At 70.2% G+C, this 23,540-nt stretch carries 23 protein-coding genes and 1 pseudogene; 10 read left to right on the forward strand and 14 right to left on the reverse strand.

Annotation, left to right across the window (positions count from 1 at the left end; all coding sequences use genetic code 11):
* Positions 1–33 precede the first annotated feature (33 nt).
* Positions 34–549: a GNAT family N-acetyltransferase gene (locus Pka01_RS34565; RefSeq protein ID WP_203887183.1), complete on the forward strand. Its 516-nt coding sequence runs from the start codon at positions 34–36 to the stop codon at positions 547–549.
* Here Pka01_RS34565 and Pka01_RS34570 read toward each other — a convergent pair.
* Both Pka01_RS34570 and Pka01_RS34575 read right to left on the reverse strand, forming a co-directional pair.
* Entirely contained in the window at positions 524–1,153 is a 630-nt protein-coding gene (locus tag Pka01_RS34570) for a TetR/AcrR family transcriptional regulator (protein ID WP_203887184.1), read from the reverse strand. The two genes, Pka01_RS34565 and Pka01_RS34570, sit on opposite strands and share 26 nt — an antisense overlap.
* 75 nt (positions 1,154–1,228) lie before the next feature.
* Positions 1,229–2,074, reverse strand: coding sequence for an SDR family NAD(P)-dependent oxidoreductase (locus tag Pka01_RS34575; protein ID WP_203887185.1), 846 nt, complete (start codon positions 2,072–2,074; stop codon positions 1,229–1,231).
* Positions 2,075–2,235: 161 nt separating this feature from the next.
* On the opposite strand from Pka01_RS34575, the gene Pka01_RS34580 reads away from it, so the two are divergent.
* The 5 genes from Pka01_RS34580 to Pka01_RS34600 are packed head-to-tail and all read left to right on the forward strand — an operon-like array spanning position 2,236 to position 7,744.
* Complete coding sequence (locus tag Pka01_RS34580) at positions 2,236–2,658, forward strand: diol dehydratase small subunit (RefSeq protein WP_203887186.1); 423 nt, start codon at positions 2,236–2,238, stop codon at positions 2,656–2,658.
* A 33-nt stretch (positions 2,659–2,691) separates the two neighbouring features.
* Positions 2,692–4,986, forward strand: coding sequence for a propanediol/glycerol family dehydratase large subunit (locus Pka01_RS34585; protein WP_203887187.1), 2,295 nt, complete (start codon positions 2,692–2,694; stop codon positions 4,984–4,986).
* Positions 4,987–5,001: 15 nt separating this feature from the next.
* Complete coding sequence (locus tag Pka01_RS34590) at positions 5,002–6,861, forward strand: diol dehydratase reactivase subunit alpha (protein WP_203887188.1); 1,860 nt, start codon at positions 5,002–5,004, stop codon at positions 6,859–6,861.
* A 3-nt stretch (positions 6,862–6,864) separates the two neighbouring features.
* Complete coding sequence (locus tag Pka01_RS34595) at positions 6,865–7,311, forward strand: glycerol dehydratase reactivase beta/small subunit family protein (RefSeq protein ID WP_203887189.1); 447 nt, start codon at positions 6,865–6,867, stop codon at positions 7,309–7,311.
* Between the two features lie 10 nt (positions 7,312–7,321).
* Positions 7,322–7,744: a GlcG/HbpS family heme-binding protein gene (locus tag Pka01_RS34600; RefSeq protein WP_203887190.1), complete on the forward strand. Its 423-nt coding sequence runs from the start codon at positions 7,322–7,324 to the stop codon at positions 7,742–7,744.
* Positions 7,745–7,826: 82 nt separating this feature from the next.
* Here the strand turns inward: Pka01_RS34600 and Pka01_RS34605 are convergent, their stop codons facing one another.
* Positions 7,827–8,729 (reverse strand): alpha/beta fold hydrolase, encoded by a 903-nt coding sequence (locus Pka01_RS34605; RefSeq protein ID WP_203887191.1) that lies wholly within the window; start codon positions 8,727–8,729, stop codon positions 7,827–7,829.
* 187 nt (positions 8,730–8,916) lie between these two features.
* Positions 8,917–9,498: pseudogene (locus Pka01_RS41680) on the reverse strand (tyrosine-type recombinase/integrase); the annotation flags it as partial.
* A gap of 614 nt (positions 9,499–10,112) precedes the next feature.
* Between Pka01_RS41680 and Pka01_RS34615 the strand changes: the two are divergent.
* Positions 10,113–11,150 (forward strand): hypothetical protein, encoded by a 1,038-nt coding sequence (locus Pka01_RS34615; protein ID WP_203887192.1) that lies wholly within the window; start codon positions 10,113–10,115, stop codon positions 11,148–11,150.
* A 604-nt stretch (positions 11,151–11,754) separates the two neighbouring features.
* Here the strand turns inward: Pka01_RS34615 and Pka01_RS34620 are convergent.
* From Pka01_RS34620 to Pka01_RS34640, 5 genes are all read right to left on the reverse strand, one after another.
* Complete coding sequence (locus tag Pka01_RS34620) at positions 11,755–12,114, reverse strand: hypothetical protein (RefSeq protein WP_239115834.1); 360 nt, start codon at positions 12,112–12,114, stop codon at positions 11,755–11,757.
* Between the two features lie 55 nt (positions 12,115–12,169).
* Positions 12,170–12,583 carry a hypothetical protein gene (locus Pka01_RS34625; RefSeq protein WP_203887193.1) on the reverse strand — a complete coding sequence of 138 codons (414 nt, stop codon included), beginning with the start codon at positions 12,581–12,583 and terminating at the stop codon, positions 12,170–12,172.
* A gap of 100 nt (positions 12,584–12,683) precedes the next feature.
* Positions 12,684–13,766: an LLM class flavin-dependent oxidoreductase gene (locus Pka01_RS34630; protein ID WP_203887194.1), complete on the reverse strand. Its 1,083-nt coding sequence runs from the start codon at positions 13,764–13,766 to the stop codon at positions 12,684–12,686.
* 49 nt (positions 13,767–13,815) lie between these two features.
* Complete coding sequence (locus Pka01_RS34635) at positions 13,816–14,466, reverse strand: NADPH-dependent F420 reductase (RefSeq protein ID WP_203887195.1); 651 nt, start codon at positions 14,464–14,466, stop codon at positions 13,816–13,818.
* Positions 14,459–14,977, reverse strand: a complete 519-nt coding sequence (locus tag Pka01_RS34640) for a MarR family winged helix-turn-helix transcriptional regulator (RefSeq protein WP_203887196.1) — start codon at positions 14,975–14,977, stop codon at positions 14,459–14,461. Before Pka01_RS34640 ends, Pka01_RS34635 begins: the two co-directional genes overlap by 8 nt.
* 77 nt (positions 14,978–15,054) lie before the next feature.
* Between Pka01_RS34640 and Pka01_RS34645 the strand changes: the two genes are divergently transcribed.
* On the forward strand, positions 15,055–16,107 hold the full coding sequence (locus Pka01_RS34645; protein ID WP_203887197.1) for an LLM class flavin-dependent oxidoreductase: 1,053 nt from the start codon (positions 15,055–15,057) through the stop codon (positions 16,105–16,107).
* A gap of 16 nt (positions 16,108–16,123) precedes the next feature.
* On the opposite strand, the gene Pka01_RS34650 is transcribed toward Pka01_RS34645, so the two are convergent.
* Positions 16,124–17,509 (reverse strand): FAD-dependent oxidoreductase, encoded by a 1,386-nt coding sequence (locus Pka01_RS34650; protein WP_203887198.1) that lies wholly within the window; start codon positions 17,507–17,509, stop codon positions 16,124–16,126.
* Between the two features lie 70 nt (positions 17,510–17,579).
* Between Pka01_RS34650 and Pka01_RS34655 the strand changes: the two genes are divergently transcribed.
* On the forward strand, positions 17,580–18,491 hold the full coding sequence (locus Pka01_RS34655; protein ID WP_203887199.1) for a cupin domain-containing protein: 912 nt from the start codon (positions 17,580–17,582) through the stop codon (positions 18,489–18,491).
* A gap of 49 nt (positions 18,492–18,540) precedes the next feature.
* On the opposite strand, the gene Pka01_RS34660 is transcribed toward Pka01_RS34655, so the two are convergent.
* Positions 18,541–19,095, reverse strand: coding sequence for an ArsR/SmtB family transcription factor (locus Pka01_RS34660; RefSeq protein WP_203887200.1), 555 nt, complete (start codon positions 19,093–19,095; stop codon positions 18,541–18,543).
* A gap of 110 nt (positions 19,096–19,205) precedes the next feature.
* Between Pka01_RS34660 and Pka01_RS34665 the strand changes: the two genes are divergently transcribed.
* On the forward strand, positions 19,206–20,153 hold the full coding sequence (locus Pka01_RS34665; protein ID WP_203887201.1) for a DUF2218 domain-containing protein: 948 nt from the start codon (positions 19,206–19,208) through the stop codon (positions 20,151–20,153).
* 71 nt (positions 20,154–20,224) lie between these two features.
* Here Pka01_RS34665 and Pka01_RS34670 read toward each other — a convergent pair whose 3' ends face one another.
* The 3 genes from Pka01_RS34670 to cseB all read right to left on the reverse strand — a co-directional run bounded on the left by Pka01_RS34670 (position 20,225) and on the right by cseB (position 23,476).
* On the reverse strand, positions 20,225–21,139 hold the full coding sequence (locus tag Pka01_RS34670) for an endonuclease/exonuclease/phosphatase family protein (protein WP_373318223.1): 915 nt from the start codon (positions 21,137–21,139) through the stop codon (positions 20,225–20,227).
* A 362-nt stretch (positions 21,140–21,501) separates the two neighbouring features.
* On the reverse strand, positions 21,502–22,758 hold the full coding sequence (locus Pka01_RS34675; RefSeq protein ID WP_203887203.1) for a sensor histidine kinase: 1,257 nt from the start codon (positions 22,756–22,758) through the stop codon (positions 21,502–21,504).
* A 1-nt stretch (position 22,759) separates the two neighbouring features.
* Entirely contained in the window at positions 22,760–23,476 is a 717-nt protein-coding gene (cseB, locus tag Pka01_RS34680) for a two-component system response regulator CseB (protein ID WP_203887204.1), read from the reverse strand.
* Positions 23,477–23,540 lie beyond the last annotated feature (64 nt).

Genomic DNA, 23,540 nt, shown 5'->3' on the forward strand with positions numbered 1-23,540 from the left:
CGGTCGGATGAGGCGCACTGAAATACTCCGGCCATGGACACCGAGGCGACGCGGATCAGGACACGACCGGACACGGCGGAGGGGGCGCGGGCCGTGTCGGCACATGCCGCAGGCTGGGCGTTCCGTCCCGCGGTCGCAGCGGACGTCGAGGTGCTCGCCGAGTTGCGGGCCGCGGTCATGCGTGCGGATCTGGAACGCCTCGGGCGCTACGACGAGCACCGGGTGCGGCAGCGGATGCGGGACACCTTCTCCCCGCGGCACACGTCGATCATCGTGGTCGGCGGGGAACTCGCGGGATGCGTCACGGTCAGGCCCGCCGAAGACAGGCGGTGGCTGGAGCACTTCTACCTCGTTCCGCACCGTCAGGGCAGTGGACTGGGATCCGCGGTCCTGCGCACGGTGCTGGACGGCACCGACGCCGAGGGCATGACCGTGGGCCTGAACGTCCTGCAGGGCAGCGCCGCGCGCCGGCTCTACGAGCGCCACGGATTCGTCGTGGAGACCCAGGACCCGGTCGACGTCTTCATGATGCGCCCGCCCGGGGGATGAGGTCCGAGCCGTGCGGCCCGCCGGCGGGCTGGCCGGTGAGGACGGCGACCGCCGCGGCCAGGGCGTCACGCCGTCCGTCGGTCCAGGAGCCCGCGTCTCCGGCGTCCATCGGGTGGCCGTGGGCCAGGGTGAGGATGTGGTCGAGCAGTTGCGCCGCCGGCAGGACGGAGCTGACGAGTCCGTCGGCCTGGGCCTGTTCGAGGGCCGCGACCTTGTGCTCGATGGCCGACCTGATCAGGGGTGAGGACCGCATGGGCTCCGTGCGTTGCAGGGTCTGCCACAACTCGAGCCTGACCAGGTGGGGGTTGGCGCGGTAGAAGTCGAAGACGCGCCCGGCGTAGCCGGGCAGGTCGGCGGGGTCGAAGGGCACGGCAGTCTGGACGAGCAGGATGTTGTGTTCGAGCACGGCGTCGAAGAGGCCGTCCTTGTTGCCGAAGTAGGCGTAGATCATCCGCTGGTTCGCGCCGGCGCCGTCCGCGATGCCGGCGGTACGCGCGCCCGACAGGCCGAGGGCCGAGAACTCTGCCGTGGCGGCGTCGAGGATGCGGCGCCGCGTGGCCGCCGCGTCCCGCGCGGAAGGCGGACCGCCTGCGTCAGGAGCCATGGGGCGCCGTCACGAGCCGGTCGGGTGCGTCATCGATCATGCGGGTCTCCTCTTTCCGTGATTCGCCGGGCGTCGTCACGTGTCGGCCGATCGACTGAGATCCTCCCATCGGTCCAGCTCGGCGATCTTGCGCTGCTCGCCCTCGCGGATGCGGTCGAAGGCGGCGCCGGAGAGGGGGAGCCGGAGCGGCGGATCCGGCAGGTCGAGCACGCCGAGCAGCACTTCGGCGGCGCGCCGGGGGCTCACGCCGTACGCGGCGTGCGGGTCGCCGTATCGCCTCAGCATCGGCTCCATCGCCTCCGCGTACGGCGCGCTGGGCCGGGGCAGCCGCATCGACGAGGCGAGAGTCGTCGCCATCGAGCCCGGCTCCACGATCGTCACCTTCACTCCGAACGGCGCGACCTCGGCCGCCAGCGCCTCCGAGAATCCCTCCAGCGCGAACTTCGCCGTCACGTACGCACCCAGGCCGACGGCGGGCGCGAGTCGTCCGCTCACCGAGGACACCTGGACGACGTGCCCGCCGCGCTGCTCGCGCAGGACCGGCAGGGCCGCCTTGGTCAGGTGGACGGCACCCCACAGGTTGGTCTCCACCTGCGCCCGGAAGTCGTCGAGGCCGGTGTCCTCGATGGAGGCGATGTCGGAATAGCCGGCGTTGTTGACCAGAACGTCCAGGCGGCCGAACTCCTCCACAGCGGTGCGGACGGCCGCGTCGGCCGCGCGCGGGTCGGTGACGTCGAGGGTGACGGCACGCGCGGCGGCCGGGTGCTCGTCCACCAGGTCGCGCACCTTGGCGGCGTCGCGGGCGGTGACCACCACCTGGTGGCCCCGCGCGAGCGCCGCTTCGGCCAGGGCCCTGCCCAGCCCTCTCGAACCACCGGTGACCAGCAGAGTCCTCGTCTTCGCGTTAGTAAGTAACTGCATACTTACTACTCTACCGGGGCGCAACGCCGTTGCAACGCGGCCCCGCCTAACGTCTGCGCCATCGTCGACGCCTCCGCGAACCACGGCCTCGGTGCCTGGGCCAGCGACGCCTCCCGTGGCATCGAGCCCGCACAGTCGCGTGAGAAGGCAGGTACGAGCCCATGGCCCGCGACGATCTGGATCCCCTGCACGACTACCCCCTGGCCTCCCACCGGCCCGAGCTGATCAGCACCCCCACCGGCAAGCGGCTCGACGAGATCACCATGCAGGCCGTGCTGGACGGCGAGGTCACGGCCGAGGACCTGCGCATCACGGCGGCGACGCTGCGGCTCCAGGCGCGGATCGCCGACTCCGTCGGCAGGCCGCAGCTCGCCCGGAACTTCCGCCGGGCCGCCGAGATGGCGGCGTTGCCGGACGAGGAGGTCCTGCGGATCTACAACGCGCTCCGGCCCCGGGCCTCCACGAAGCGGGAGCTTGCCGCCATCGCCGACGAGCTGGAGCGGGACCACTCGGCCACGCTGTGCGCCCGGCTGGTCAGAGAGGCGGCCGAGGTGTACGAGCGCAGGGGCGTCCTCGCGGGCTGATCACGCCGGAGGCATCAGGAGATGGGAGCGCCGATGAAGGCCACCAACGTCACGGGCGATCCGGGGTCCGCCCGGCGATCCAAGCGCACTCAGATTCTGGAGGACAGGCCCGTCAACCTCGACGGCTTCGTGGAGGAGTGGCCCGAGGTCGGCATGGTCGCCATGGACAGCCCCTTCGACCCGTCGCCGAGCGTGCGCGTGGAGAACGGGACGATCGTGGAGATGGACGGCAGGGACAGGACGGACTTCGACTTCCTGGACCAGTTCATCGCCGATCACGCGATCGACGCCGGCGTGGCCGAGCAGGCGATGGCCCTGGACGCGGCCGAGATCGCGTACCTGCTGGTCGACCCGCGGGTGTCGCGGGCCGACGTTCTGGCGGTCTCGCGCGGCCTCACCCCCGCCAAGCTGCTCGAGGTCGTCAAGACGATGAACGTCGTCGAGATGATGATGGCCCTGCAGAAGATGCGGGCCCGGCGCACCCCGGCCAACCAGGCGCACTCCACGAGCGCCAGGGACAACCCGGTCCAGGTGGCGGCGGACGCGGCGGAGGCCGCGCTGCGCGGATTCCGCGAGCTGGAGACCACACTCGGCGTCGTGCGCTACGCACCGCTCGTCGCCATCGCGCTGCAGGTCGGCGCACAGACCGGGCGTCCGGGCGTGCTCACCCAGTGCGCGCTCGAGGAGGCCACCGAGCTCGAGCTCGGCATGCGCGGCATCACGGCCTACGCCGAGACGATCTCCGTGTACGGCACCGAACAGGTGTTCTGCGACGGCGACGACACCCCGTGGTCGAAGGCGTTCCTCGCGTCCGCGTACGCCTCCCGCGGGATCAAGATGAGGTTCACCTCGGGCACCGGCTCCGAAGTGCAGATGGGCAACGCCGAAGGAAGATCCATGCTCTACCTGGAGGTCCGCTGCATCCTGGTCGCCAAGGGGGCCGGGGTCCAGGGCCTGCAGAACGGCTCGATCAGCTGCATCGGAGTGCCCGGCGCGGTTCCCGCGGGCATCCGCGCCGTACTCGCGGAGAACCTCGTCGCCGCCACCGTCGACCTGGAGTGCGCCTCCGGCAACGACCAGTCCTTCTCGCACTCCGACATGCGCCGCACCGCACGGCTGCTCCCGCAACTGCTGCCCGGCACCGATTTCATCTGCTCGGGCTACTCCGGCGTGCCCAACTACGACAACATGTTCGCCGGGTCGAACCTGGACCCCGAGGACTTCGACGACTGGAACACCATCCAGCGGGATCTGCAGGTCGACGGCGCGCTCCGGCACGTCCCCGAGGCCGAGGTCCTGTCCGCACGCAACCGGGCCGCGCGTGCGCTGCAGGGCGTGTTCGCCCACCTCGGGCTGGCGCCGATCACCGACAGGGAGATCGAGGCGGTCACGTACGCGCACGGCAGCAGGGAACTGCCGCTGCGTGACGTGCTTGAGGACCTGAAGGCGGCGCAGTCGGTCATGGACCGGGGGCTAACCGGGCTCGACATCGTCAAAGGCCTGGACGCCGGTGGTTTTCCCGACGTCGCCGAGGCGCTGCTCGGCGTGCTGAGACAGCGGGTCTCCGGCGACCTCCTCCACACCTCGGCGATCCTGACGCCGGAGCTGACGACGCTCTCGGCCGTCAACGATCCCAACGACTACGCGGGGCCGGGCACCGGCCACCGTCCGAGCGGGGCGCGCTGGGAGGAGATGAAACGGCTGCGGCACGTCGTCAGCGCCCGCGACCCCGAGCAGGCAGGCGCCCCCTCGCCGGGCACCGGGCGCACGCTGAGCCTGAAGGAAAAGGGGCCCGCCCGTCCGGGACGCCGCTCCGGCGAGGTGGTCATCGGCGTCTCCCCGGCCTTCGGCGGCTTCTTCTCCAGGACCATCGTCGACGTCCCGCACGCCGACGTGCTGCGCGAACTGCTGGCGGGAGTCGAGGAGCAGGGGGTGCACGCCCGCGTCATCCGGGTCCTCGGCAGCTCGGACCTGGCGGTCATCGCGCACACCGCCGCCAGGCTCTCCGGATCGGGCGTCGGCGTCGGCGTCATGTCGCGCGGCACCACCATGATCCATCAGAGGGACCTGCTCCGCCTGTCCAACCTGGAGCTGTTCCCGCAGGCGCCCCTGATGGACCTGGAGACCTTCCGCAGGATCGGCCGCAACGCCGCCCGCTACGCGAAGGGGGAGTCGCCGGAACCGGTGCCGTCGCGCAACGACCACATGGCCCGGCCGCGCTGGCAGGCCAAGGCCGCGCTGCTGCACATCAAGGAGACCGAGTTCGTCCGGCCCGGCGCGGGGCCGGTGGAGCTCGAGGTGCTGATCCGCATGCGCCACACCGGCTGAGGCGGGGCCGCGGTCATGTCCCTGGTGGTGGGGGTCGACATCGGCAACTCGACCACGGAGGCCTGCGCCGCGGACGTCGGCGCCGACGGTGAGGTCACGTACCTCTCCGCGGCTCTCGGGCGCACCACCGGGGTCAAGGGCACCGTGGCGAACGTTCCGGGCGTTGTCGAGGTCGTGGTCCGGGCGCTGAAGGCGGCCGGGCGCGATCCGGCCGGTGTGCGGGCGGTGCTGGTCAACGAGGCCACCCCGGTGATCAGCGGGCTCGCCATGGAGACGATCACGGAGACGGTCATCACGGAGTCGACGATGATCGGGCACAACCCCGACACCCCGGGCGGCGTGGGGCTGGGGGTCGGCACGACCGTGGCCTTCGCCGACCTGCCGGACCGCGCTCCGGGCGACGCGGTCATCTGCGTGGCCGGCGCCGACGCGGACTTCGAGGACGTCGCCGCGGGGATCAACGCGGCCGTCACGCGGGGGGTACGGGTCACCGGCGCGGTCGTGCAGGCCGACGACGCCACCCTGATCGCCAACCGGCTCCGTGAGCCGGTCCCGGTGGTCGACGAGGTCACGCTGGTGCACCGGGTGCCGCTGGGCATGCCGGCCGCGGTCGAGGTCGCGGAGCAGGGCCGGACCATCCGGACCCTGTCCAACTCCTATGGCATCGCCACGGTGTTCGGGCTCGACCCCGAGCAGACGCGCATGATCGCCCCGGTGGCGCGGGCCCTGGTGGGCAACCGTTCGGCCGTCGTCGTCCGCACGCCGTCCGGGGACGTCACCGGGCGCAGGATCCCCGCGGGCATCCTCACCCTGATCGGCGAGCGGACGAAGCGGTCGGTGGAGGTGGACGCGGGCGCCAAGGAGATCATGGAGACGTGGCGCCGGGTGCGGCCGCTGGCCGACGCGGACGGCGAGCCGGGCACGCACGTGGGAGGGATGCTCGCCCGCGTCCGCGACACCATGGCGGACCTGACGGCGATGCCCCGCGACGCCGTGCGTATCCAGGACGTGCTCGCCGTGGACACCTTCGTCCCGCAACGGGTCACCGGTGGCCTGGCGGGGGAGTTCGCGCTGGAGAACGCCGTCGCGCTGGCCGCGATGGTGCGCACCAGCAGGGGGCCGATGGAGCTGCTCGCCGACCGGCTGCGGGAGGCGCTCGGCACGGACGTCCTCATCGGCGGCGTCGAGGCCGACATGGCGCTGCTTGGGGCGCTCACCACCCCCGGTACGGCGAAGCCGATGGCGATCCTCGACCTCGGCGGCGGATCCACCGACGCGGCCGTTACGGACGAGGGCGCCGACGAGGGCGCACAGGTGCGTTCGGTCCACCTCGCCGGAGCCGGCGACCTGGTCACCAGCCTGATCGACTCCGAACTCGGCCTGGACGACACCGACCTCGCCGAGGAGATCAAGAAGTTCCCGCTGGCGAAGGCGGAGAGCTTCTTCCACATCCGCATGGAGGACGGCACGGTCCGCTTCTTCGACGAGGCCCTGCCCGCCGAAGCGTTCGCGAGAGTGGTCGTCCTGACCGACGCCGGGATGCGGCCGATCCGGACCGGGCACGGCGTGGAGCGGATCCGCCAGGTGCGCAGATCGGCCAAGCAGCGGGTGTTCGTGACGAACGCGCTCCGCGCGCTGGAACAGGTGGCTCCGGGCGGCGACATCAGGCGGATCGGGTTCGTGGTCGTCCTCGGCGGCGCCGCGCTGGACTTCGAGATCCCCGACATGATCGCGGAGGCCGTGTCCGAGTTCGGGATCGTCAGCGGGACAGGCAACGTGCGCGGCAGCGAGGGCCCGCGCAACGCCGTGGCCACCGGCCTGGTCGCCGGCCATGCCTCGGCACACGCGGCGAGTACGGCGGTGAGGTGCGGCTAGGCCATGGCGGACGGCATGCGCTCCGACGGCGTCGAGGACGCCGGCGGAGCGGCGGGGATCCGGCCCGGGACGGCGGTGCGAACCCGGCCCGAGGTCGTGGTGCTGCGCCGTCCGGACCCGCGCAACCGGCACTGCCTGCGTGAGCTCGGTGCCGGGATGGAGGAGGAAGGTGTGCCGTTCCGGGTGGAGGACGTCGCCGCGGACGGCTCCGCGGTTGAGCTCGCCTTCGCCGCGGCCCAGGTGTCCCATCTGGACGTGGGGGTGGGCGTCGACGCGCTGGGGAACGTGTGCGTGCATCACTCGAAACTCCCGCCGGGCGCGCCCGCGCTGACCGGCACTGCGTCCGGCGCCCGGGTCATGGGGCACAACGCCGCCCGGCTGGTCGTGGGGATCCCGTTCAAGGCCGCCGGCGCTCGGTTCAGGGACGCGTCGGCACCGCTCGATGAGTGAAGGAGGAGCCATGGCGCAGGCACGGCTCGGCCTCGCCGATGCCCGGCGCGTGCTGGAGGCCGCGCTGGACAAGGCCGATGAGATCGGGCAGCCGATGAACGTCGCCGTGGTGGACGGGGGCGGGCATCTGCTCGCGTTCGCCCGTCAGGACGGCGCGATCCTGGGAAGCGTCGACATCGCCGTACGCAAGGCCCGCACCGCCGCGCTGATGGCGATGACGACCGAGCGGCTCGGGGTGTCCGCCGCCCCCGGCGGCCCGCTGTACGGCATCGAGGCGACCAACGACGGCCTGGTGATCTTCGGTGGGGGAGTCCCGCTGACGGGGCAGGACGGCGAGGTCGCCGGTGCGATCGGGGTGAGTGCGGGAACCGTGGAGCAGGACGTCGTGGTCGCGACGGCCGGCGCCGAGGCGTTCGACGCCCGCGCCGGGTGACGGCCGCGGAGCGGGCGGGCGTGCACGGGACGCGTGCCGAGTCGCGAGTGCCGGTGCGGGCACGGGTTCGCCTGGTCGGCGGTCAGCGGGTGAGCCGCGCCTCCTCGGCGCGCTTGACGAGGTCCGCGATCCGCGACGCGAACTCGGGCCACAGGGCGCGGGGCAGGCTGTGCCCCATGCCGTCGATGATCAACAGTTCGGCCCCCGGGACGGCCGCGGCGGTGGCCCGCCCGCCGCTGACATCGCACATGACGTCGTCGGCGCCGTGGATCACCAGCGTGGGCACCCGCGACGACCGCAGCCGTGCCGTACGGTCGCCTGAGGCCAGGACCGCGAGTGACTGGCGCAGCATGCCCCCGGGGTCGTGGCCCCGGTCGTAGGAGCGACCGGCCCGATCGGCCACCGCGGCCTCGTCGAACTCGAACCCCGGGGACCCGACCGCCCGCAAGGCCCTGACCTGCCAGTCGACGAACCCCTGACGGTCGTCCGGCGGCGCCCCCAGGTCGCCGATCGCCGAGAAATCGGCCTGCCCCACGCCGGGGTCGCCGGTGGTGGACATCATCGACGTGAGCGACCGGACCCGATGGGGATGCTCGATCGCGATCGTCTGCGCGATCATGCCGCCCATGGACGCGCCGACGAGGTGGGCGCCGTCGAACCCGAGGACGTCGAGCAGTCCGACGGTGTCGGCCGCCATGTCCGACAGTGTGTAGGACGCCGACGACACGTCGCCGGCCAGTGCCGCCCGCAGGTCGGGCGCCGGGGCCTGGGAGAAGTGCGTCGACCGGCCGGTGTCGCGGTTGTCGAAGCGGATCACCTGAAGGCCGCGGCCGGCCAGCTCGGCGCAGAGCCCCTCAGGCCAGTTGATCATCTGGGCGCCGCCGCCCATCAGCAGCAGCACGGGCGGCGCACCGGGGTCGCCGAATCGCTCGTAGGCCACCTCGATGCCCGACGGGCCGACGTTCAGCGCCTTCTCTTCGCTCATGCCCATCATCCCTTTCCTGGTGGCAGGCATGAACGTATCTGAATTCCTCCCGACTGCAAGGGGAATTCGACTGAATTCTTTAAAATGGACAACAATAAAATTCAGCCATATAATGGAAATGGCTGAGAGGGTGTGTGCGTCTTTCGCTCCGGCCCCTTTTCATTTGGTCGCGAAGTTCCGCGGTACGTCACTGGAACGTTCGCCGGGCCGATTCCGATGATTGGTCATGCGCTGGTCTCGTGTGTCCGTCACGGCCGCGATCGTGGTCGTCATCGCGGTGTTCTTCGGCTCCCTCACGCTTGCGCCGACCTGGCTGGTCGAACATGCCTTGGGGGAGCGCGCCGGTCCGTCCGGCATGGCGGGGTGTACGCGATGGAGCGGATCGCGGAGGCGGCGCCGCACTATCGCGGGCACGTCGCGGCGCTGCTGGCCTCCTTCGTACGGCAACAGACGCCGCGGCCCCCGGAGGGATCTGCGGGGGGCGCGGCGTCCGGGCCGCGCGCCACACCGAGATCCGTGACGAGGTCGCAGGCGCGATGGCGGCCCTCGCACGTCGAACCATGGTGTTGTCGGGTACCGCAATGGACCGCCTGACAGCGAGATGGGCACTCAACGCCTCGCCGGCGTCCGCAATGGATCGTGAATCTGGATGTAGGTAGCGCTGGGTTGTGGTCAGGGATCCATGGCCCGCGATCTTTCGCAGAACATGCACTGACACGCCGGCGTCGGCCATCCAGGTAAGACCGGTATGCCGTAGATCATGGCGTCGTAGCCGAGCTGTGTCACCACGTCATCCCAATGCGTGGCGTCTCGGAGAACCGCCGTGGTAATCCGCCCGCCCCGAGGACCGGTAAAAAGCCGCGAATCGGGATCCGGGCCGGTCACATCCAGACGTGCTGCGATCAGGTCACGAACCTCAGCGATCAGAGGAACTGTTCGAGCCCGCTTGCCTTTCGTGCCCTTGTCCACGACCCCGCCAGGGCTAGGTGTTGTCTGCCGGCGGACGTTCCAGGTCCATGCCTCGCGGTTGATATCGCCGACAAGCACCGACCTGGAGCGGCGACGTCTGTGACTGGTGCTATAACTGTGGCTTTGTCGGGGTGACCCGGGTCCCTTAGTGCTTGTGGCACCCCGTAATAAATGGTGCCGCCCAGCAACTATGCCCAAGGTGTTCTTGCGCGCATTTAAACGCACCAAAGCGAGATGATGATATTCGGGAATAAATCGGGCTTTGCTGACCGGTGTTATCAATGAAGCGATAAGTGGCAGGGCAATAGTTTCCGAGCTTTGTTTGCTGCTCGGAGGGTGTGGAAACCATGCCGAGCAAGATGATCTGCGACGGGCGAAAACTCGGCGTTTTCCAGTCAACTTAGGAGATATCCGATGTCCGGCGTGGAATTCCTTTCAAGGGGGATGAAGTTGCCCAAGCGAAGCAAGCTGCTCTTCGTCATCGGCACCGTGTTGACCACAGGTGCCATCGCCCTAAGTGGCGCAGTCGCCAATTCCGCCAGTGCCGCTACAGGAAGCTTTCCTGGCCGGCCAGTCCTTCGCCACGAGGCCGTCCTTTCCAATCCCGATACAGGACGCGCCAGGAACAAGAACCACAACTTCAACAGACACCACCAGCGTCAGCACGAGCGCCAACACGAGCACCAGAGGCAGCATCTGCTGCGCGACTTCTCCCAGACCGTGACCCCGCTCCAGAAGAGCAACGACGCGGAAGCATTCCAGGGGCCCCCGGGCAAGCGGGGTCCCCAGGGTCCCCAGGGTCCCCAGGGTCCCCAGGGTCCCCAGGGCGATAAGGGCGATGTTGCCCCCGGCCTGTGCATCGATTCGGCCATTCAGGCGGAGAACAGGAAGTTCGTCGGCTTCGTGCCGCAGCCCGGACAACTGTGGATTTGGGACGAGAGGCAGGACGAATGGTTCCTAATGGAGCAGACAAATCCGGAGGGTGACAGCGAAGAGATTCTCGGAGATACGGTCTGCGTCACGCTGGCTGTCAGGGGCAATACGCTCCACGTCACGGTAGTGACTATGGACCGGGAGGTGTTCGAGTCCGACTGCGACATCAACCCAGCGCAGGACTTCAATCCGAACGAGGATTGCGGCGAATTCGACAACCTGGACTTCCCGGGCGTCACCGCCAGCGTCGCGGCCGGAGTGCCATCGGCAACGCTGGCCACCCGCCCTCAAATCGCTTCACTGCCCAGCACTCCGGTAGGTAGCGTCCCGGGTCTCCAGACATCTCGCATCGTGGCCGGAGCGCCATCGGCAACGCTGGCCGCTCGCCCTCAAATCGCTTCACTGCCCAGCACTCCGGTAGGTAGCGTCCCGGGTCTCCAGACACCTCGCATCGTGTCACAGTCCAGCGTTCCGCGTAGTTCGCTGCCGTTGTTGGGCGGACTCCTGAGCCTGGGCTAGTAAAGGGGTGATGATGCCAAGGCGCCTGGTCACGATCACTGGTCGTAGGAACCAAGGATCGCTGGATCGGCTGCCGCTCATGCTGTAGATGCCAGGTAAGCGGCAGTCAGCACGATGACGCCACTGGGCATACGACCTCCTTGACATTCGCCGTCACAGAGAGACGCGCTCCGGCCCGTTCGGGTTCGCCGCGGGCCGGAGTCAGCGAGAAGTCAGCGAACTTCACGACACGCGACCGTCCGAGGGACTATCAGTAGAGATCGCACCCGTACTGCACGGCACACGACACGGAGCACGCCAGCGCACCCGACATGACCCGCAAGCATGGACGCTGGGGGTTCACCGCCGAGGCGAAGGCCTGGGCCAGCAGACCCCGCCGACGCGATGAGAAAGAGGATCTGCAGGCCGCAATCGCGGAGCTGGCTGGCGAAGAGCCGACTGAGTGACTGTCCGAGTGACAATCGCCATGCCCAACGCGGCGCGGACCTTACCGGCGCTGATCTCACCGGCGTGATCGGGCTCGAGACCGCCGTCGCCGACGAGGGCACCAGGGGCCTGCCGGCCTCATGAACAAGCCCGAAAAGGCGCAAACCGGTAACCGGGATTACCAGATGACGATCCCGCCGTCGACGCTGCGCGCCCGGGCGACGGCGTCGGTCATGTTCCCGAGACGGTGCCTGATGTAGTCGTCCCGCCAGCCGGTCTCGGCCGCGATCGCCGGGAGATGGCCGAGCAGCATCGCGCATTCGGCGGCGAAGTCGTCGAGCAGATCCGGCTCGAGCCACAGATCGGAGTCGGCCAGCGACGGCAGGAACCGGGCGCCGAGCGAACGGACGACCGGCGATCCCCACACAACCGTGCGGGTGCGCTCATGGCCGGCGAGGTCGGAGGCGTCCTGCGGGACGTCGAGGACTTCCCGCCGGCCGTCTTCGAGGATCACGAAGACGTCCACTGTCAGGCTCACGCCGCCCAGCCGACCACGAATCGCGGCCTGAACGAGCCAACGGCCGTCCAGGCCATCAGGGTTTGAATCCGTTCTGGTCGCACCGCTGGCTCAGCGCGATGAGGAAGAACCCGACGGCCGCGCCCATGGCCTGGACGTTCGGCTCGCGACTCGGGTCGGCGGCCAGTTTGTCCAGCTCCTGCTGGTAGCTCTGGGCGCCGCTCTTGATGTTGGCGAAGCTGGTCTGGAGTCCCTTGTCGTCGGTCTTCAGCGCCGCGACCCGGGCGAGCGCCTCGGCCTTCTGCTTGCCTTCCGTGACCGAGACGGAGGCGCCGCGGTTCAGCGCCCACTGCTGGGGGTCGATCTTCGCGTCCTTGAGGATGGTGAAGGCCTCGGCGCAGGTGTCGGCGGGATTCGGGCCGCCGCAGGCTGTCAGGGAGGCTGTGAGGACGACTGACGAGGCGAGGATCGCGATCAGGCGCGGATGCATGGCGCCCAGGATGATCGTCAGTTAGGCGTTCCGTCAAGACGGGACCGCGGTATCCGTCAGGGCCCGGGCCCGCCGGGCCATCCCGTCTCCGCGGGGCCCGTCACGCCATGAGTTCGCGGACGCGCGGGATGACCTGCGTGCCGTAAAGCTCGATGTTGGTCATGAGCGTCTCGTGCGGGAGCCCGCCCATGGCGTACTTGAGGTCGAAGCGGTTCGCGCCCAGCGTGGCGAGGTTGGCCGCGATCTTCTGCGCGACGGTCTCCGGCGACCCGACGTAGAGCGCCCCGTGGGGCCCGATCTCGCGGAGGAACGACTGCTTGGTGGGGACGGCGAACCCGCGGGTCTTGCTGACGTTGCGGATGACCTCCAGATAACGCGGCCAGAACTCCTCGCGGGCCTGCTCGTCGGTCGCCGCGACGTGGCCGGGGGAATGCACGCCGACGGGGAGCGGAGCCCGTCCGAACTTCTCCAGGGCCTGCTGGAAGAGCTGGGAGAACGGCGCGAAGCGCGCCGGCGACCCGCCGATGATCGCGAGCATCAGCGAATAGCCGTGCCGTGCGGCGCGGACGACCGACTGGGGGGAGCCGCCGACGCCGATCCACGCCGGAAAGGGCCCTGACTCGGTGTGCGGCACGACGTCCTGGTCACGGAGCGGGGCTCGGATCGTGCCCTGCCAGGTGACGGGTCCGCCCTTGAGCAGTTCGGCGAACAGCTGGGCCTTCTCCTCGAACAGGATCTCGTAGTCGGACAGGTCGTAACCGAAGAGCGGGAACGAGTCGATGCTGGAGCCCCGTCCGAGGACGACCTCCGCCCTGCCGCCGGAGACGGCGTTCAGCGTCGAGTAGCGCTGGAAGACCCGGACGGGATCGTCCGAGCTCAGCACCGTGACCGCCGATCCGAGGCGGATCCGGGTCGTGCGCGCGGCGATCGCACCGAGGACCACGTCGCCCGCGGGCATCGGGAAGTCGTCGGTGTGGTGCTCGCCGATTCCGAAGAAGTCCACGCCGACCTGGTCGGCGAGGACACCCTCCTCGACGACGTTCCTGATCGTCTGGGCGTGTGAGAGCGGGTGGTCGTCCTTGTCGTGGGTGAGGTCGCCGAAGGTGTCCAGCCCGAGGACGAGGGGGAACGTCGCGGATCCGGCCGCGGTGGTCTGCACGTCGGATGACGGTGTCGTGGTCACGTCGAGTCTCTTCGTGTGGTGGTGAGGGACAGGGAGAAGGGGAGGATCGTCAGGCGGCTTCGACGGACACGGCCCGTTCGAAGTCGTCGCGGCGTAGCGACGCGCCGAAGACGGGGCCGCCGGGTTCGAACAGACGGCCCTGGCTCAGGCCGCTCAGCCGGACCGCGTCGTAGCCGATGCGCTCGACGACCTCCGCCACGAGGTCCACGGCGGCCGCGTCGTCGCCGGCCACGCCGAGCGCGCGGCGGTCCGGCGCGCCCACGGGCCGGCGTTCCTCTTCGAGTTCGTGGTAGCCGGTGTGGTTGAAGCTCTTGACGATCGTCGACTGGGCGAGCCGGCGCTGAACGATCTCGCTGCTGCCGTACCGGCGATCTTCGAACATCGCCTGGACGCCGTCGGTGGGCGGCCAGTAGTTCATCGTGTCGACGACCAGCTTCCCGGCGACGAGGGCCGGGTCGAAGGTCGCGAACTTGTGCAGCGGGATCGCCAGAACCACGAGGTCGGCGTCGGCGACCGCGTCGGCGGCCCAGCGCGGTTCGGCTCCCGGCACGAGGATCCGGGTGATGAGCGCGATCCTCTCGGGGTCGCCGGAGGCCGAGATCGTCACCGGATACCCGGCCTCGACCGAGACCCGTGCGATCACCGGGCCGACGTGCCCGGCGCCAAGTACGGCGATGCGCGGCAGGGCACTGTCAGACATGGAGATCCTCTCGGCTGGTCGAGGTCTGTTCCGGGTGAAGATGGTTCTGCAGGGTCCGAAGGATGCCGGCGAGCGCCTCGAACTCCTCCGGCGTAAGGGCGTCGGCGAAATTCTTCTTGATGGCCAGCGCGTGGGGCGCGGTCGCGCCGCGGAACATCCTGGCGCCGTCCTCCGTGAGCGACACCTCGGCGCCGCGGCTGTCAGTGGGGCAGTCGTCGCGGCGGATCAGGCCGCGCTTCTCCATCCGCCCGAGGTGGTGCGACAGCCGGCTTCGCTCCCAGTCGACGGCCGCCGCGAGCTCCGACGACCGCAGGCGCCGTCCGCGCGCCTCGCTCAACGCCAGCAGCACGGCGTAATCGGCCGGCGAGAGGCCGGAGTCTCGCAGCAACTGCGCGCCCAGGATTCTGCGCAACTCGGCGGTCGTGTCGACCAGCGACCGCCAGATCGCGAGCTCGCCCACCGACATCCGCCGGCGCGCCGCCGCACGGGTGACGTGGTCGCCGTCACTCATGTCCGCACCTCATTTCGTTGACGCGTCAATCATTAGCATATGATTGACGCGTCAATCAAATTTGGAAGGGGGTGGGGATGGAGGGCACGCGTGGGGGCCACCCGATCGTGATCGGCCTCGACAGCTTCGGGGAGATGACGGCCGGCGGCGACGGCGAACTCCTGAGCCAGCCGCAGAACATCCGGGAACTCGTGGCGGAGGGGGTCCTCGCGGAGGAGTCGGGCCTCGACTTCTTCGGCCTGGGGGAGCACCACATCGAGGAGATGCCCCTGTCCGCGCCTGACCTGGTTCTGGCCGCCGTCGCCGCCCGGACCTCGCGCATCCGTCTGGGATCCGCGGTGACGGTGCTGAGCTCGGACGACCCGGTCCGCGTCTTCCAGCGGTACGCGACCCTCGACGCGCTCTCCTCCGGGCGCGCCGAGGTGATCCTCGGCCGCGGATCCAGCGTCGAGTCGTTCCCGCTGTTCGGGTTCGACCTCGCCGACTACGACCGGCTGTTCGAGGAGAAGCTTGACCTGTTCGCCCGGTTGCGCGCCGAGCAGCCGGTCACCTGGTCGGGAACCACCCGGGCCGCCCTGCCCGGCCTGCAGGTCTACCCGCACACCGCCCGAGGAGCCCTGCCCACCTGGGTGGGGGTCGGCGGCAACCCGGCGTCGGTCGTCCGCGCCGCGCGGTACGGCTTCTCACTGATGCTCGCGATCATCGGCGGCAATCCCGCGCGCTTCACGCGGCTGTCCGAGCTCTACCGGGAGGCCGCGGCGGGATCGGGCTCGGCGCCCCCGCCGATCGGGGTGCACTCGCCCGGGCACGTAGCGGCCACCGACGAGCAGGCGAAGGAGGAGTACTGGCCCACCTACCGGACGTTCCTCCTGGACGTGCGCAGGCGGCGGGGCTTCCCCGAGATCACTCGCGAGTACTTCGAGCACGAGGTCGAGCACGGCTCGCTCTATGTGGGCTCACCCGAGACCGTCGCCAGGCGCATCGCGACGACCATGACCACGCTCGGCGCCACCCGGTTCGATCTCAAGTACGGCATGGGCCCGATGCCGCACACGACCCTGATGGAGAACATCCGTCTATTCGGCACCGAGGTCGCGCCACGGGTGCGGGAACGGCTCCTGACCCCGTAGACCTCGCGGGCCTCGCTCACGAGGCGGTGGCGAGCACCTCGTTGAACCCTTCGGTCGAGCTGGGGTGGGTGTAGACGGCGTCACGGAGTTCGCCCGCAGTGACCCCGTGGCGCATGGCGAGGGCGACCGTGTTGACGAGTTCCTGCGAGTCGACGCCGAGCAGGGCGGCGCCCAGAATCCGGTCGGTCTCGGCGTCGATGACGAACTTCATCAGGCCGCGGGTCTCCTCGACGATCCGGGCGCGGGGCATCGCGGCGATCTCCGCGATCGGCTTCGTGGCGATCTTCACGGTGTGCCCCTGGCGGCGCGCCTGCCTTTCCGTGAGCCCGACCGTGGACAGCGGCGGCGTCATGAACAAGGTGTGGGGAATCGCGCGGCGGTCCGCCGTCGACCGTGTGCCCGTGCCGATCAGCTGGTCGGCGACGACGCGGCTGTCGTCCAGCGAGATGTAGGTGAACTGCGGTCCTCCGTTCACGTCGCCGACCGCGAAGACGTGCGGCTGACTGGAGCGCAGATGTTCGTCGACCTCGATCGCCCCCCGCGCGCCGGTGCGGATCCCGGCGGCCTCGAGCCCGAGCCCGCGGGTGGCCGGAGAACGGCCGGCGGCGACGAGGATCGTGTCCGCGTCGAGCGTGTGGCGCTCCCCGTCCTTCTCGTAAGCGATGGTCGCGCCGTCGTCTCCGTCGATGACCTCGATGACCCGGGCTCCGTTGACGAGTGTGATCCCGTCGCCTTCAAGGATGCCGACGGCGGCCGCGGCCACGTCGTCGTCCTCGTGACGCAGGATCCGCGGGGAGACCTCCAGGACGGTGACCTCGGCGCCGAACCGGCGGTACATCGCGGCGAACTCGATGCCCAGGTAGCCGCCGCCGAGGACGGCGAGCCGCCGGGGCAGCTCCGCCGTGCCGATCAGATCGGTGCTCGTCGTGGCGTACCTGCTGGTGGCCAGGCCGGGAATGTCGGGGATCACCGGTTCGGAGCCTGTGTTGACGACGACGGTCTCCGCGCTGATCGTGAGCCGGTCGGCGCCGGCGACGACCTCGACGGTCTTGGGGCCGACGAACCGCGCCCTTCCGGTGACGACCGTCACGGCGTCGATCGTGTCCAGCATCTGGAGGTTCCTGCCGCGCAGCAGCGTCGTCAGCCGTTCCACGGAGCCGACCGCCTGCCGGTACCACTCATGCGCCGAGTCGCCGGGCCGCCGCGACTGGGCGTGATGGACCAGCGCCTTCGTCGGCACACACCCGATGTTGATGCAGGTGCCTCCGTACATGCGGTCGGACTGCTCGACCATCACCACGCGCCTGCCCAGGCGGCCCAGCGTCGCGGCGAGCGTCTTGCCTCCCTTGCCGAATCCGATCACCAGGACGTCGACGTTCAAACCGCTGCTCAACTCGTTCATGCGTCTAGGATTCAACCGAACGAAAGAGACGACAAGGCGCTGAAATCTCGATTTTTATCGCGAAAGTATCATGGACTCGGTAAGCCACCTGATCCGTCTGGCCCGTCTGCGGGGTGCCGTCGACAAGCGCTGCCTGCTCGCGGGCGACACCACGATCGACAACGGGGCGCGGCCCGCCGGCGAGGCGCCCTTCCATCTGCTCCTGGAGGGCGAGTGCACCCTGGAGCTCGCCGACCGCAGCGTCGACCTCGTGGCCGGGGACGTCGTGCTGCTTCCGCGCGGGAGGGCGCACCGGGTCCGCACCCGCGGCCGGGGGCGCCGGAGGGCGGTGGTCGAAGAGGCGGGCGGGGCGTTCCCGACGGCGCGCAGCCAGGGCACCCCGAGTGAGATCGACCTGTTCTGCGGCCACTACGCGTTCGGACCCGGCGCCGGTGACCTGCTCTTCCAGAGTCTGCCCGACCCCCTGCACGTGTCCTTCGGCGCCGAGTCCGGCGAACCCGTGCGGATGCTGAGCGCGCTGATGCGCGGCGAAGCGCAGAACGACGGACCGGGCGCGACGGCGATCGTGATCTCCCTGTGCGACGCGCTGCTCGCGATGGTGCTGCGCAGCACGTCGAACCGCCGCCTCGCCGGCGACGCCCTCTGGACGGCCGTCGACGACGAGCGCCTGCGCGCGGTCGTCGACGCCGTGCTCGGCGATCCCGGGCGCGACTGGACCATCCCGGACCTCGCCGGGCTCGCCGCGATGTCGCGCGCGACCTTCATCCGCCGCTTCACCCGCGCGACGGGCATGACCGCCGGCGACTTCCTCACCCGCGTCCGGATGATGACCGCCGCCGAGATGCTCACCGCTGGAGACCGGCCGATCGGCGTCGTCGCCGCCGAGGTCGGCTACCAGTCGGAATCGGCCTTCGGCCGGGCGTTCCGTACGGCGACGGGCGCCACCCCGGCCCGGTTCCGCCGTACCGCCACCCGCTCATGACCGGGCGGAGCTCCACCCGGTCTCGTGCGGCCGCGGCTCTTCCGGACGTTCAATCCGGTTCCCCGGCGTGCTCGTCGGGGGACAGCGCCGGGATGTCGGCCGGATACAGGCTGACCAGCAGGCCGTACGCCTCCCCTCTCGTGGCGTCGGACGGGGGAGGTTCGGTGGCGTACACGCGGAGTTCGGCGGCCAGCGCCTCGGCCTCGTCCTCGGTGAGCCACAGATGGCGCAGGATCGTGCGGCCGCCCTGCCCGGGGCGAGGAGGGAGCATCTCGTTCAGCGCCGCGTTGAAGAGGAACTCCGGCCCGGCCTCCGCGTCCTCGTGGAGCCTGAAGCCCCGGCTGACCAGCGCGAAATACTGCTCGGTTCCCCCGCGCACCTGCCGGGTGGACGCCAGGCGGACGAGGCCGGCCTCCCGGAGGATGCGCATGTGATAGCCGATGGTGCCCTTGGTCGAGCCGAGCGCCGCCGTCAGCTGACCGAGCGTCGCCGGCCGCTGGCGCAGGAGGTTGACCAGGCGATGGCGCACCGGATGCCCGAGCGCCCTGAAGTGCGCCGGTGAGCGCAGGACCAGATGCTCCTGCTCGGACGGCTCGTCTTCCATCCGCCAAGTGTCGAGGAATATCGACGCTTTGACAAACGGCGCCGCCGGGCTCCAGACTCGGTCAAGCGTTGAGAATCCTCGACGCTTCACCCGGTTTGAAGGGATCATCGATGCCCGTCTCCACGGCACAGGTCGCCACCTCCCGCCCTTCCCGATACATCAAGCAGCTCGTCTCGCACATGGGCCGCAAGGTGACGGCGGAACTCGCGGGCGACGGCAGGGGGACTCTCACCTTCGCCCAGGGCACCTGTGTGCTCACGCCGTCAGGAGACCACCTCGAATTGATCGTGACGGCCGCGGACGCCGAAGCCGTCGCGGGCGTCCAGGACGTGGTCACCCGGCACCTGGTGCGGTTCGCCACCCAGGAGACGCTCGACGTCGACTGGACGGAGCCGATCGAGGGGACCGACCTGCGACTCGTCGAGCCCGTCGTCGGCGACTATCTGCTCACGCACTGCACCCCGCCAGGAGAGGTGCTCGACGAGCTGGTCGTCAGGACGCGGGAGGCCACCGGCGACGCGTCCGGCATGCAGGTCTCCCGGGACGAGGGCGCCCTGCTGACGATGCTGGTGCGCCTGGTCGGCGCCCGCAACGCCATCGAGGTCGGCGTCTTCACCGGATACTCCTCGATCTGCATCGCCAGGGGACTGCTCGAGGGCGGGCGGCTGCTCGCCTGCGACGTCAGCGACGAGTGGACCGCCATCGCCAGGGACTACTGGGAGCGCGCCGGCGTGGCCGACCGCATCGACCTGAAGGTCGGCCCGGCCCTCGAGACGCTGCGCGCGCTCCCCGCGGAGCCCACTGTCGACATCGCGTTCATCGACGCCGACAAGGAGAGCTACCCGGCCTACTACGAGGAGATCGTCGAGCGGCTGCGTCCCGGTGGCCTGGTCGTCCTGGACAACGTGTTCCTCGGCGGCCGTGTCATGGACCCGGCCTTCCAGGAGGAGCGCCATCTGGCGATGCGCGGTCTGAACGACCTCATCGCGGCCGACCCCCGGGTCGAGTCGGTCATGTTGCCCGTGCGCGACGGCGTCACGCTCGCCCGCAGGCGCTGACCCGCGGCCGGCGCCCGGAGTGTCCGCACGCCCGTCCGCCGGCTGAGGAGGACAGGGCCCGCGCCGCGGAGTCAGAGGTCGACGGACGCGGCCACGGGCAGGTGATCGCTGCCGGTGGCGGGCAGCGTCCAGGAGGAGACCGGTTCGACGCCCCTGACGAGGATCTGGTCGATGCGGGCCATGGGGAACGCCGCCGGCCAGCTGAAGCCGAATCCGTCACCCGCCGCGGCCTGCGCCGACCGCATCTGCGAGGTGACCGGGGCGAGGGCCCGGTCACCCGCCGTGCCGTTGAAGTCGCCCACCAGGACGGTCTTCTTGATCGGGTCGTCGCGGACGGCCTCGGCGAGGAGCTGCGCGGACGCGTCACGCTGGTCGGCGGTGAAGCCGGCGTCGAGGTTGACCCGCACCGACGGAAGATGGGCGACGAAGACGGCCAGAGTGCCGTGCGGCGTCTGGACGGTGCTGCGCAGGGCGCGCGACCACGCCATGATGCCGACCGAGCGGGTGTCGGACATCGGGTACTTGCTCCACAGCCCGACGGTGCCCCGGATCGCGTGGTAGCGGTACGCGCCGGCAAGGGCCTTCTCGTAGACCGGTATCGCGGAGGCGGTGAGCTCCTCGAGTCCGACCACGGCGGCGCCGGACGCGATGAGGGCCCGGGCGGTCCCCTCCGGGTCCGGGTTGTCGTTGTTGACGTTGTGGGAGGCGACGATCATGTCCCCGCCCTCCGACCGCTTGTCGATGAGCGTACGGCCGAACAACGCGAGCCAGATGACGGCGGGCAGGGTCAGGGCGATCAGGGCGGTCGCGGAGCGGCGGGCCAGCGCGCAGGCCGCGAGAAGGGGCACGGCCAGACCCGTCCAGGGCAGGAAGGTCTCGGTGAGGCTGCCGATGTTGCCGGTCCGGTTGGGGATGTGGGCGTGCAGCACCATCACCAGGGCGGGCAGAAGCCCCACACCTGCGATGATCTTCCCTCGCCGCCACATCCCGGTCTCCCGACGCCGCTCGTCGGTCCCACCGCCGTCGCCCTCACGTGAAGTGGCGTCGGCCGTCGTCGTCATGTGGCTTCACTTCCCCTCGTGGCGTGCCGCCAGAGCCGAGGGCAGCGAGTCTTGAACCGCGGCGACCACCTTCTGGCCGTTGACCGACCGCCAGGAGACCCTCCTTGGGGAGCGGTGTACGCGTGCGGGTTCGTCTTCGCCCCGCAGGCTACCCGAGCATCGGCTTCCGAGCGGGTGATCCCGGGCTCCCAGAGGAGATCGGCATCACGGCAGACTCTGCCCGACGCGGACGTCAGCCGGGTCGCCGCCGTGCGTCGGCCCACGCTCAGATATGCGTCGGCCGTGTATCAGCCCTCGGACCGCGTGCCGCCCGGGAGCCGGAGCACGGCGACGGCGCCGCCGTCGGGGGCGTTGCCGAAAATGAGCTCCGCGCCGATCACCTGGGCCTGGCCGAGGGCGATGGTCAGGCCGAGGCCGTGACCCTGGCCGCGTTCGGCCGCGCCGGTCCGGAACCGCTGGGGACCCTCGGCCAGCAACTCGCGGGGGAACCCGGGACCGTGATCGCGCACGGTGATCGTCGTGCCGTCGACGCTCACCTCGACAGGCAGGCCGCCGTGGCGGTGCGCGTTGACGACGAGGTTGGCGATGATCCGGTCGAGCCGGCGCGGATCGGTCTGGGCGACCGGATCGCCCGTGACGGAAAGCCGCGCCCGGAGGCCCGTGCGGTGCACGGAGTCCTCGACGACTCGGCTGAGCGGCACCACGGCGCGCTCGGCCCGTTCGGCCCCGGCGTCGAGGCGGGAGATCTCCAGCAGGCTCTCGACCAGGGTGCGCAGCACCCGCACCCGGTCGCGTACGAGATCGGTGGCCTCGCCCTCCGGCAGCAGCTCGGACGCGGTGGTCAGGCCCATCAGCGGGGTGCGCAACTCGTGGGCGACGTCGGCGGTGAAGCGCTGCTCGGCGAGCAGCCGTCCCTGCAGGGCGCCCGCCATCGAGTCGACCGCCGAGGAGATGCCGGTGATCTCGTCACGTGCCCGGCGGCCTGTTCCGATCCGGGCGTCCAGGTCTCCGTCCGCGATGCGCCCGGCGGTGCGCGCGACCCGCCTCAGCCGCCGGTTGATCGGCTCGGCGGCCAGCGCCGCCAGGGGCACGACGACGGCGAGGGCGGCCAGCGCGGCCTCCACGATGTTGCGGTCGAGCGCGTCCAGTGCCCGCATGTCGGCGCCCATGTCGGTCTGCACGGCGACCACGTCGCCGTCGACGGGGGCCGCGGCCCACATCCAGGGGATGCCTGGCCGGCTGTCGTCGTACCGGACGGCGGGCTGTTTCCTGTCCCTGACCTGCTGGAGGAGGGAGGGCGGGATGTTGTCCGGATTCGCCAGGGCGCAGTCGCCGCCGCGGCCGCACTGCGCGATCACGGTCTGCAAGGCGAGGAACGCCCGTTCCTGGCCGACGGACATGGTGCGGTCGAAGGTGCTCCGGTGGACCAGCAGTCCGACGGAGAGCGCGACCGCGCAGGACGCGGCGGCCACCAGCGCGGCGATCTTCCAGCGCAGCGATCTCCAGTTCAGCAGCTCACGCGCCGCCCGGACGAGGGCGCCCACCTCAGCGCCTGAGTTTGTAGCCGAAGCCGCGGACCGTCTCGATCCGGTCGGCGCCGATCTTCCTGCGCAGCCGCTGGACACACAGGTCGACGACGCGGCTGTCGCCGTCCCACCCGTAGTCCCAGACGTTGCGCAGCAGGGTCTGCCGGTCGAGCACGATCCCGGGATTGGCGGCGAACTCGAGAAGCAGCCGCAACTCGGTCGGGGTCAGTGCGACCTGCCGGCCGTCCCGGAACACCTCGAGGCCGTCGGTGTCGATTCGGAGGTCTCCGATGACCAGGGCCGATCCGGGGTTCGCCGGTTCCTCGGGCGCGGCGGAGAAGGTGGCGCGGCGCAGCAGCGAACGGATCCTCGCCACCAGCACCGCCGTGTCGACCGGCTTCACGACGTAGTCGTCCGCGCCCGCCTCCAGACCCGAGACCACGTCAAGCGAGTCGGCGCGGGCGGACATCATCAGGATGGGGACCAGGCTCGTCTCCCTGACCCGGCGGCACAGCCCGATGCCGTCCAGACCGGGCAACATGACGTCCAGCAGCAGCAGATCGTGCCGTCCGTCCCTGAAGAGCTCCAGGCCGGTCAGTCCGTCGCCGGCGACGGACACCGTGTAGCCGTAGCGCTCCAGGGCCATCCCGACGGTCTTGCGGATCACCTCGTCGTCCTCGACGAGCAGCACCGCGACGGGAGCCGACGTCCCGCTGGCGGCTCTCAAATCAGACATCTTTCTCGAACGGCACACGCATCACCAGGACGATACCTGGTGGGACCGCAGGCACGTGACCGGC

Source organism: Planotetraspora kaengkrachanensis (assembly GCF_016862895.1).
GTDB lineage: Bacteria > Actinomycetota > Actinomycetes > Streptosporangiales > Streptosporangiaceae > Planotetraspora > Planotetraspora kaengkrachanensis.

What these genes read in the sequence shown, in the direction of transcription:
- Pka01_RS34645 (WP_203887197.1), top strand. Translation starts at nt 15,055, where the DNA reads ATGGAGGGCACGCGTGGGGGCCACCCGATCGTGATCGGCCTCGACAGC.
- Pka01_RS34635 (WP_203887195.1), bottom strand. Translation starts at nt 14,466, where the DNA reads ATGTCTGACAGTGCCCTGCCGCGCATCGCCGTACTTGGCGCCGGGCAC.
- Pka01_RS34595 (WP_203887189.1), top strand. Translation starts at nt 6,865, where the DNA reads ATGGCGGACGGCATGCGCTCCGACGGCGTCGAGGACGCCGGCGGAGCG.
- Pka01_RS34580 (WP_203887186.1), top strand. Translation starts at nt 2,236, where the DNA reads ATGGCCCGCGACGATCTGGATCCCCTGCACGACTACCCCCTGGCCTCC.
- Pka01_RS34650 (WP_203887198.1), bottom strand. Translation starts at nt 17,509, where the DNA reads ATGAACGAGTTGAGCAGCGGTTTGAACGTCGACGTCCTGGTGATCGGA.
- Pka01_RS34640 (WP_203887196.1), bottom strand. Translation starts at nt 14,977, where the DNA reads ATGAGTGACGGCGACCACGTCACCCGTGCGGCGGCGCGCCGGCGGATG.
- Pka01_RS34665 (WP_203887201.1), top strand. Translation starts at nt 19,206, where the DNA reads ATGCCCGTCTCCACGGCACAGGTCGCCACCTCCCGCCCTTCCCGATAC.
- Pka01_RS34585 (WP_203887187.1), top strand. Translation starts at nt 2,692, where the DNA reads ATGAAGGCCACCAACGTCACGGGCGATCCGGGGTCCGCCCGGCGATCC.
- Pka01_RS34565 (WP_203887183.1), top strand. Translation starts at nt 34, where the DNA reads ATGGACACCGAGGCGACGCGGATCAGGACACGACCGGACACGGCGGAG.
- Pka01_RS34590 (WP_203887188.1), top strand. Translation starts at nt 5,002, where the DNA reads ATGTCCCTGGTGGTGGGGGTCGACATCGGCAACTCGACCACGGAGGCC.
- Pka01_RS34615 (WP_203887192.1), top strand. Translation starts at nt 10,113, where the DNA reads ATGTCCGGCGTGGAATTCCTTTCAAGGGGGATGAAGTTGCCCAAGCGA.
- Pka01_RS34605 (WP_203887191.1), bottom strand. Translation starts at nt 8,729, where the DNA reads ATGAGCGAAGAGAAGGCGCTGAACGTCGGCCCGTCGGGCATCGAGGTG.
- cseB (WP_203887204.1), bottom strand. Translation starts at nt 23,476, where the DNA reads ATGTCTGATTTGAGAGCCGCCAGCGGGACGTCGGCTCCCGTCGCGGTG.
- Pka01_RS34625 (WP_203887193.1), bottom strand. Translation starts at nt 12,583, where the DNA reads ATGCATCCGCGCCTGATCGCGATCCTCGCCTCGTCAGTCGTCCTCACA.
- Pka01_RS34670 (WP_373318223.1), bottom strand. Translation starts at nt 21,139, where the DNA reads ATGTGGCGGCGAGGGAAGATCATCGCAGGTGTGGGGCTTCTGCCCGCC.
- Pka01_RS34570 (WP_203887184.1), bottom strand. Translation starts at nt 1,153, where the DNA reads ATGGCTCCTGACGCAGGCGGTCCGCCTTCCGCGCGGGACGCGGCGGCC.
- Pka01_RS34600 (WP_203887190.1), top strand. Translation starts at nt 7,322, where the DNA reads ATGGCGCAGGCACGGCTCGGCCTCGCCGATGCCCGGCGCGTGCTGGAG.
- Pka01_RS34575 (WP_203887185.1), bottom strand. Translation starts at nt 2,074, where the DNA reads ATGCAGTTACTTACTAACGCGAAGACGAGGACTCTGCTGGTCACCGGT.
- Pka01_RS34655 (WP_203887199.1), top strand. Translation starts at nt 17,580, where the DNA reads ATGGACTCGGTAAGCCACCTGATCCGTCTGGCCCGTCTGCGGGGTGCC.
- Pka01_RS34660 (WP_203887200.1), bottom strand. Translation starts at nt 19,095, where the DNA reads ATGGAAGACGAGCCGTCCGAGCAGGAGCATCTGGTCCTGCGCTCACCG.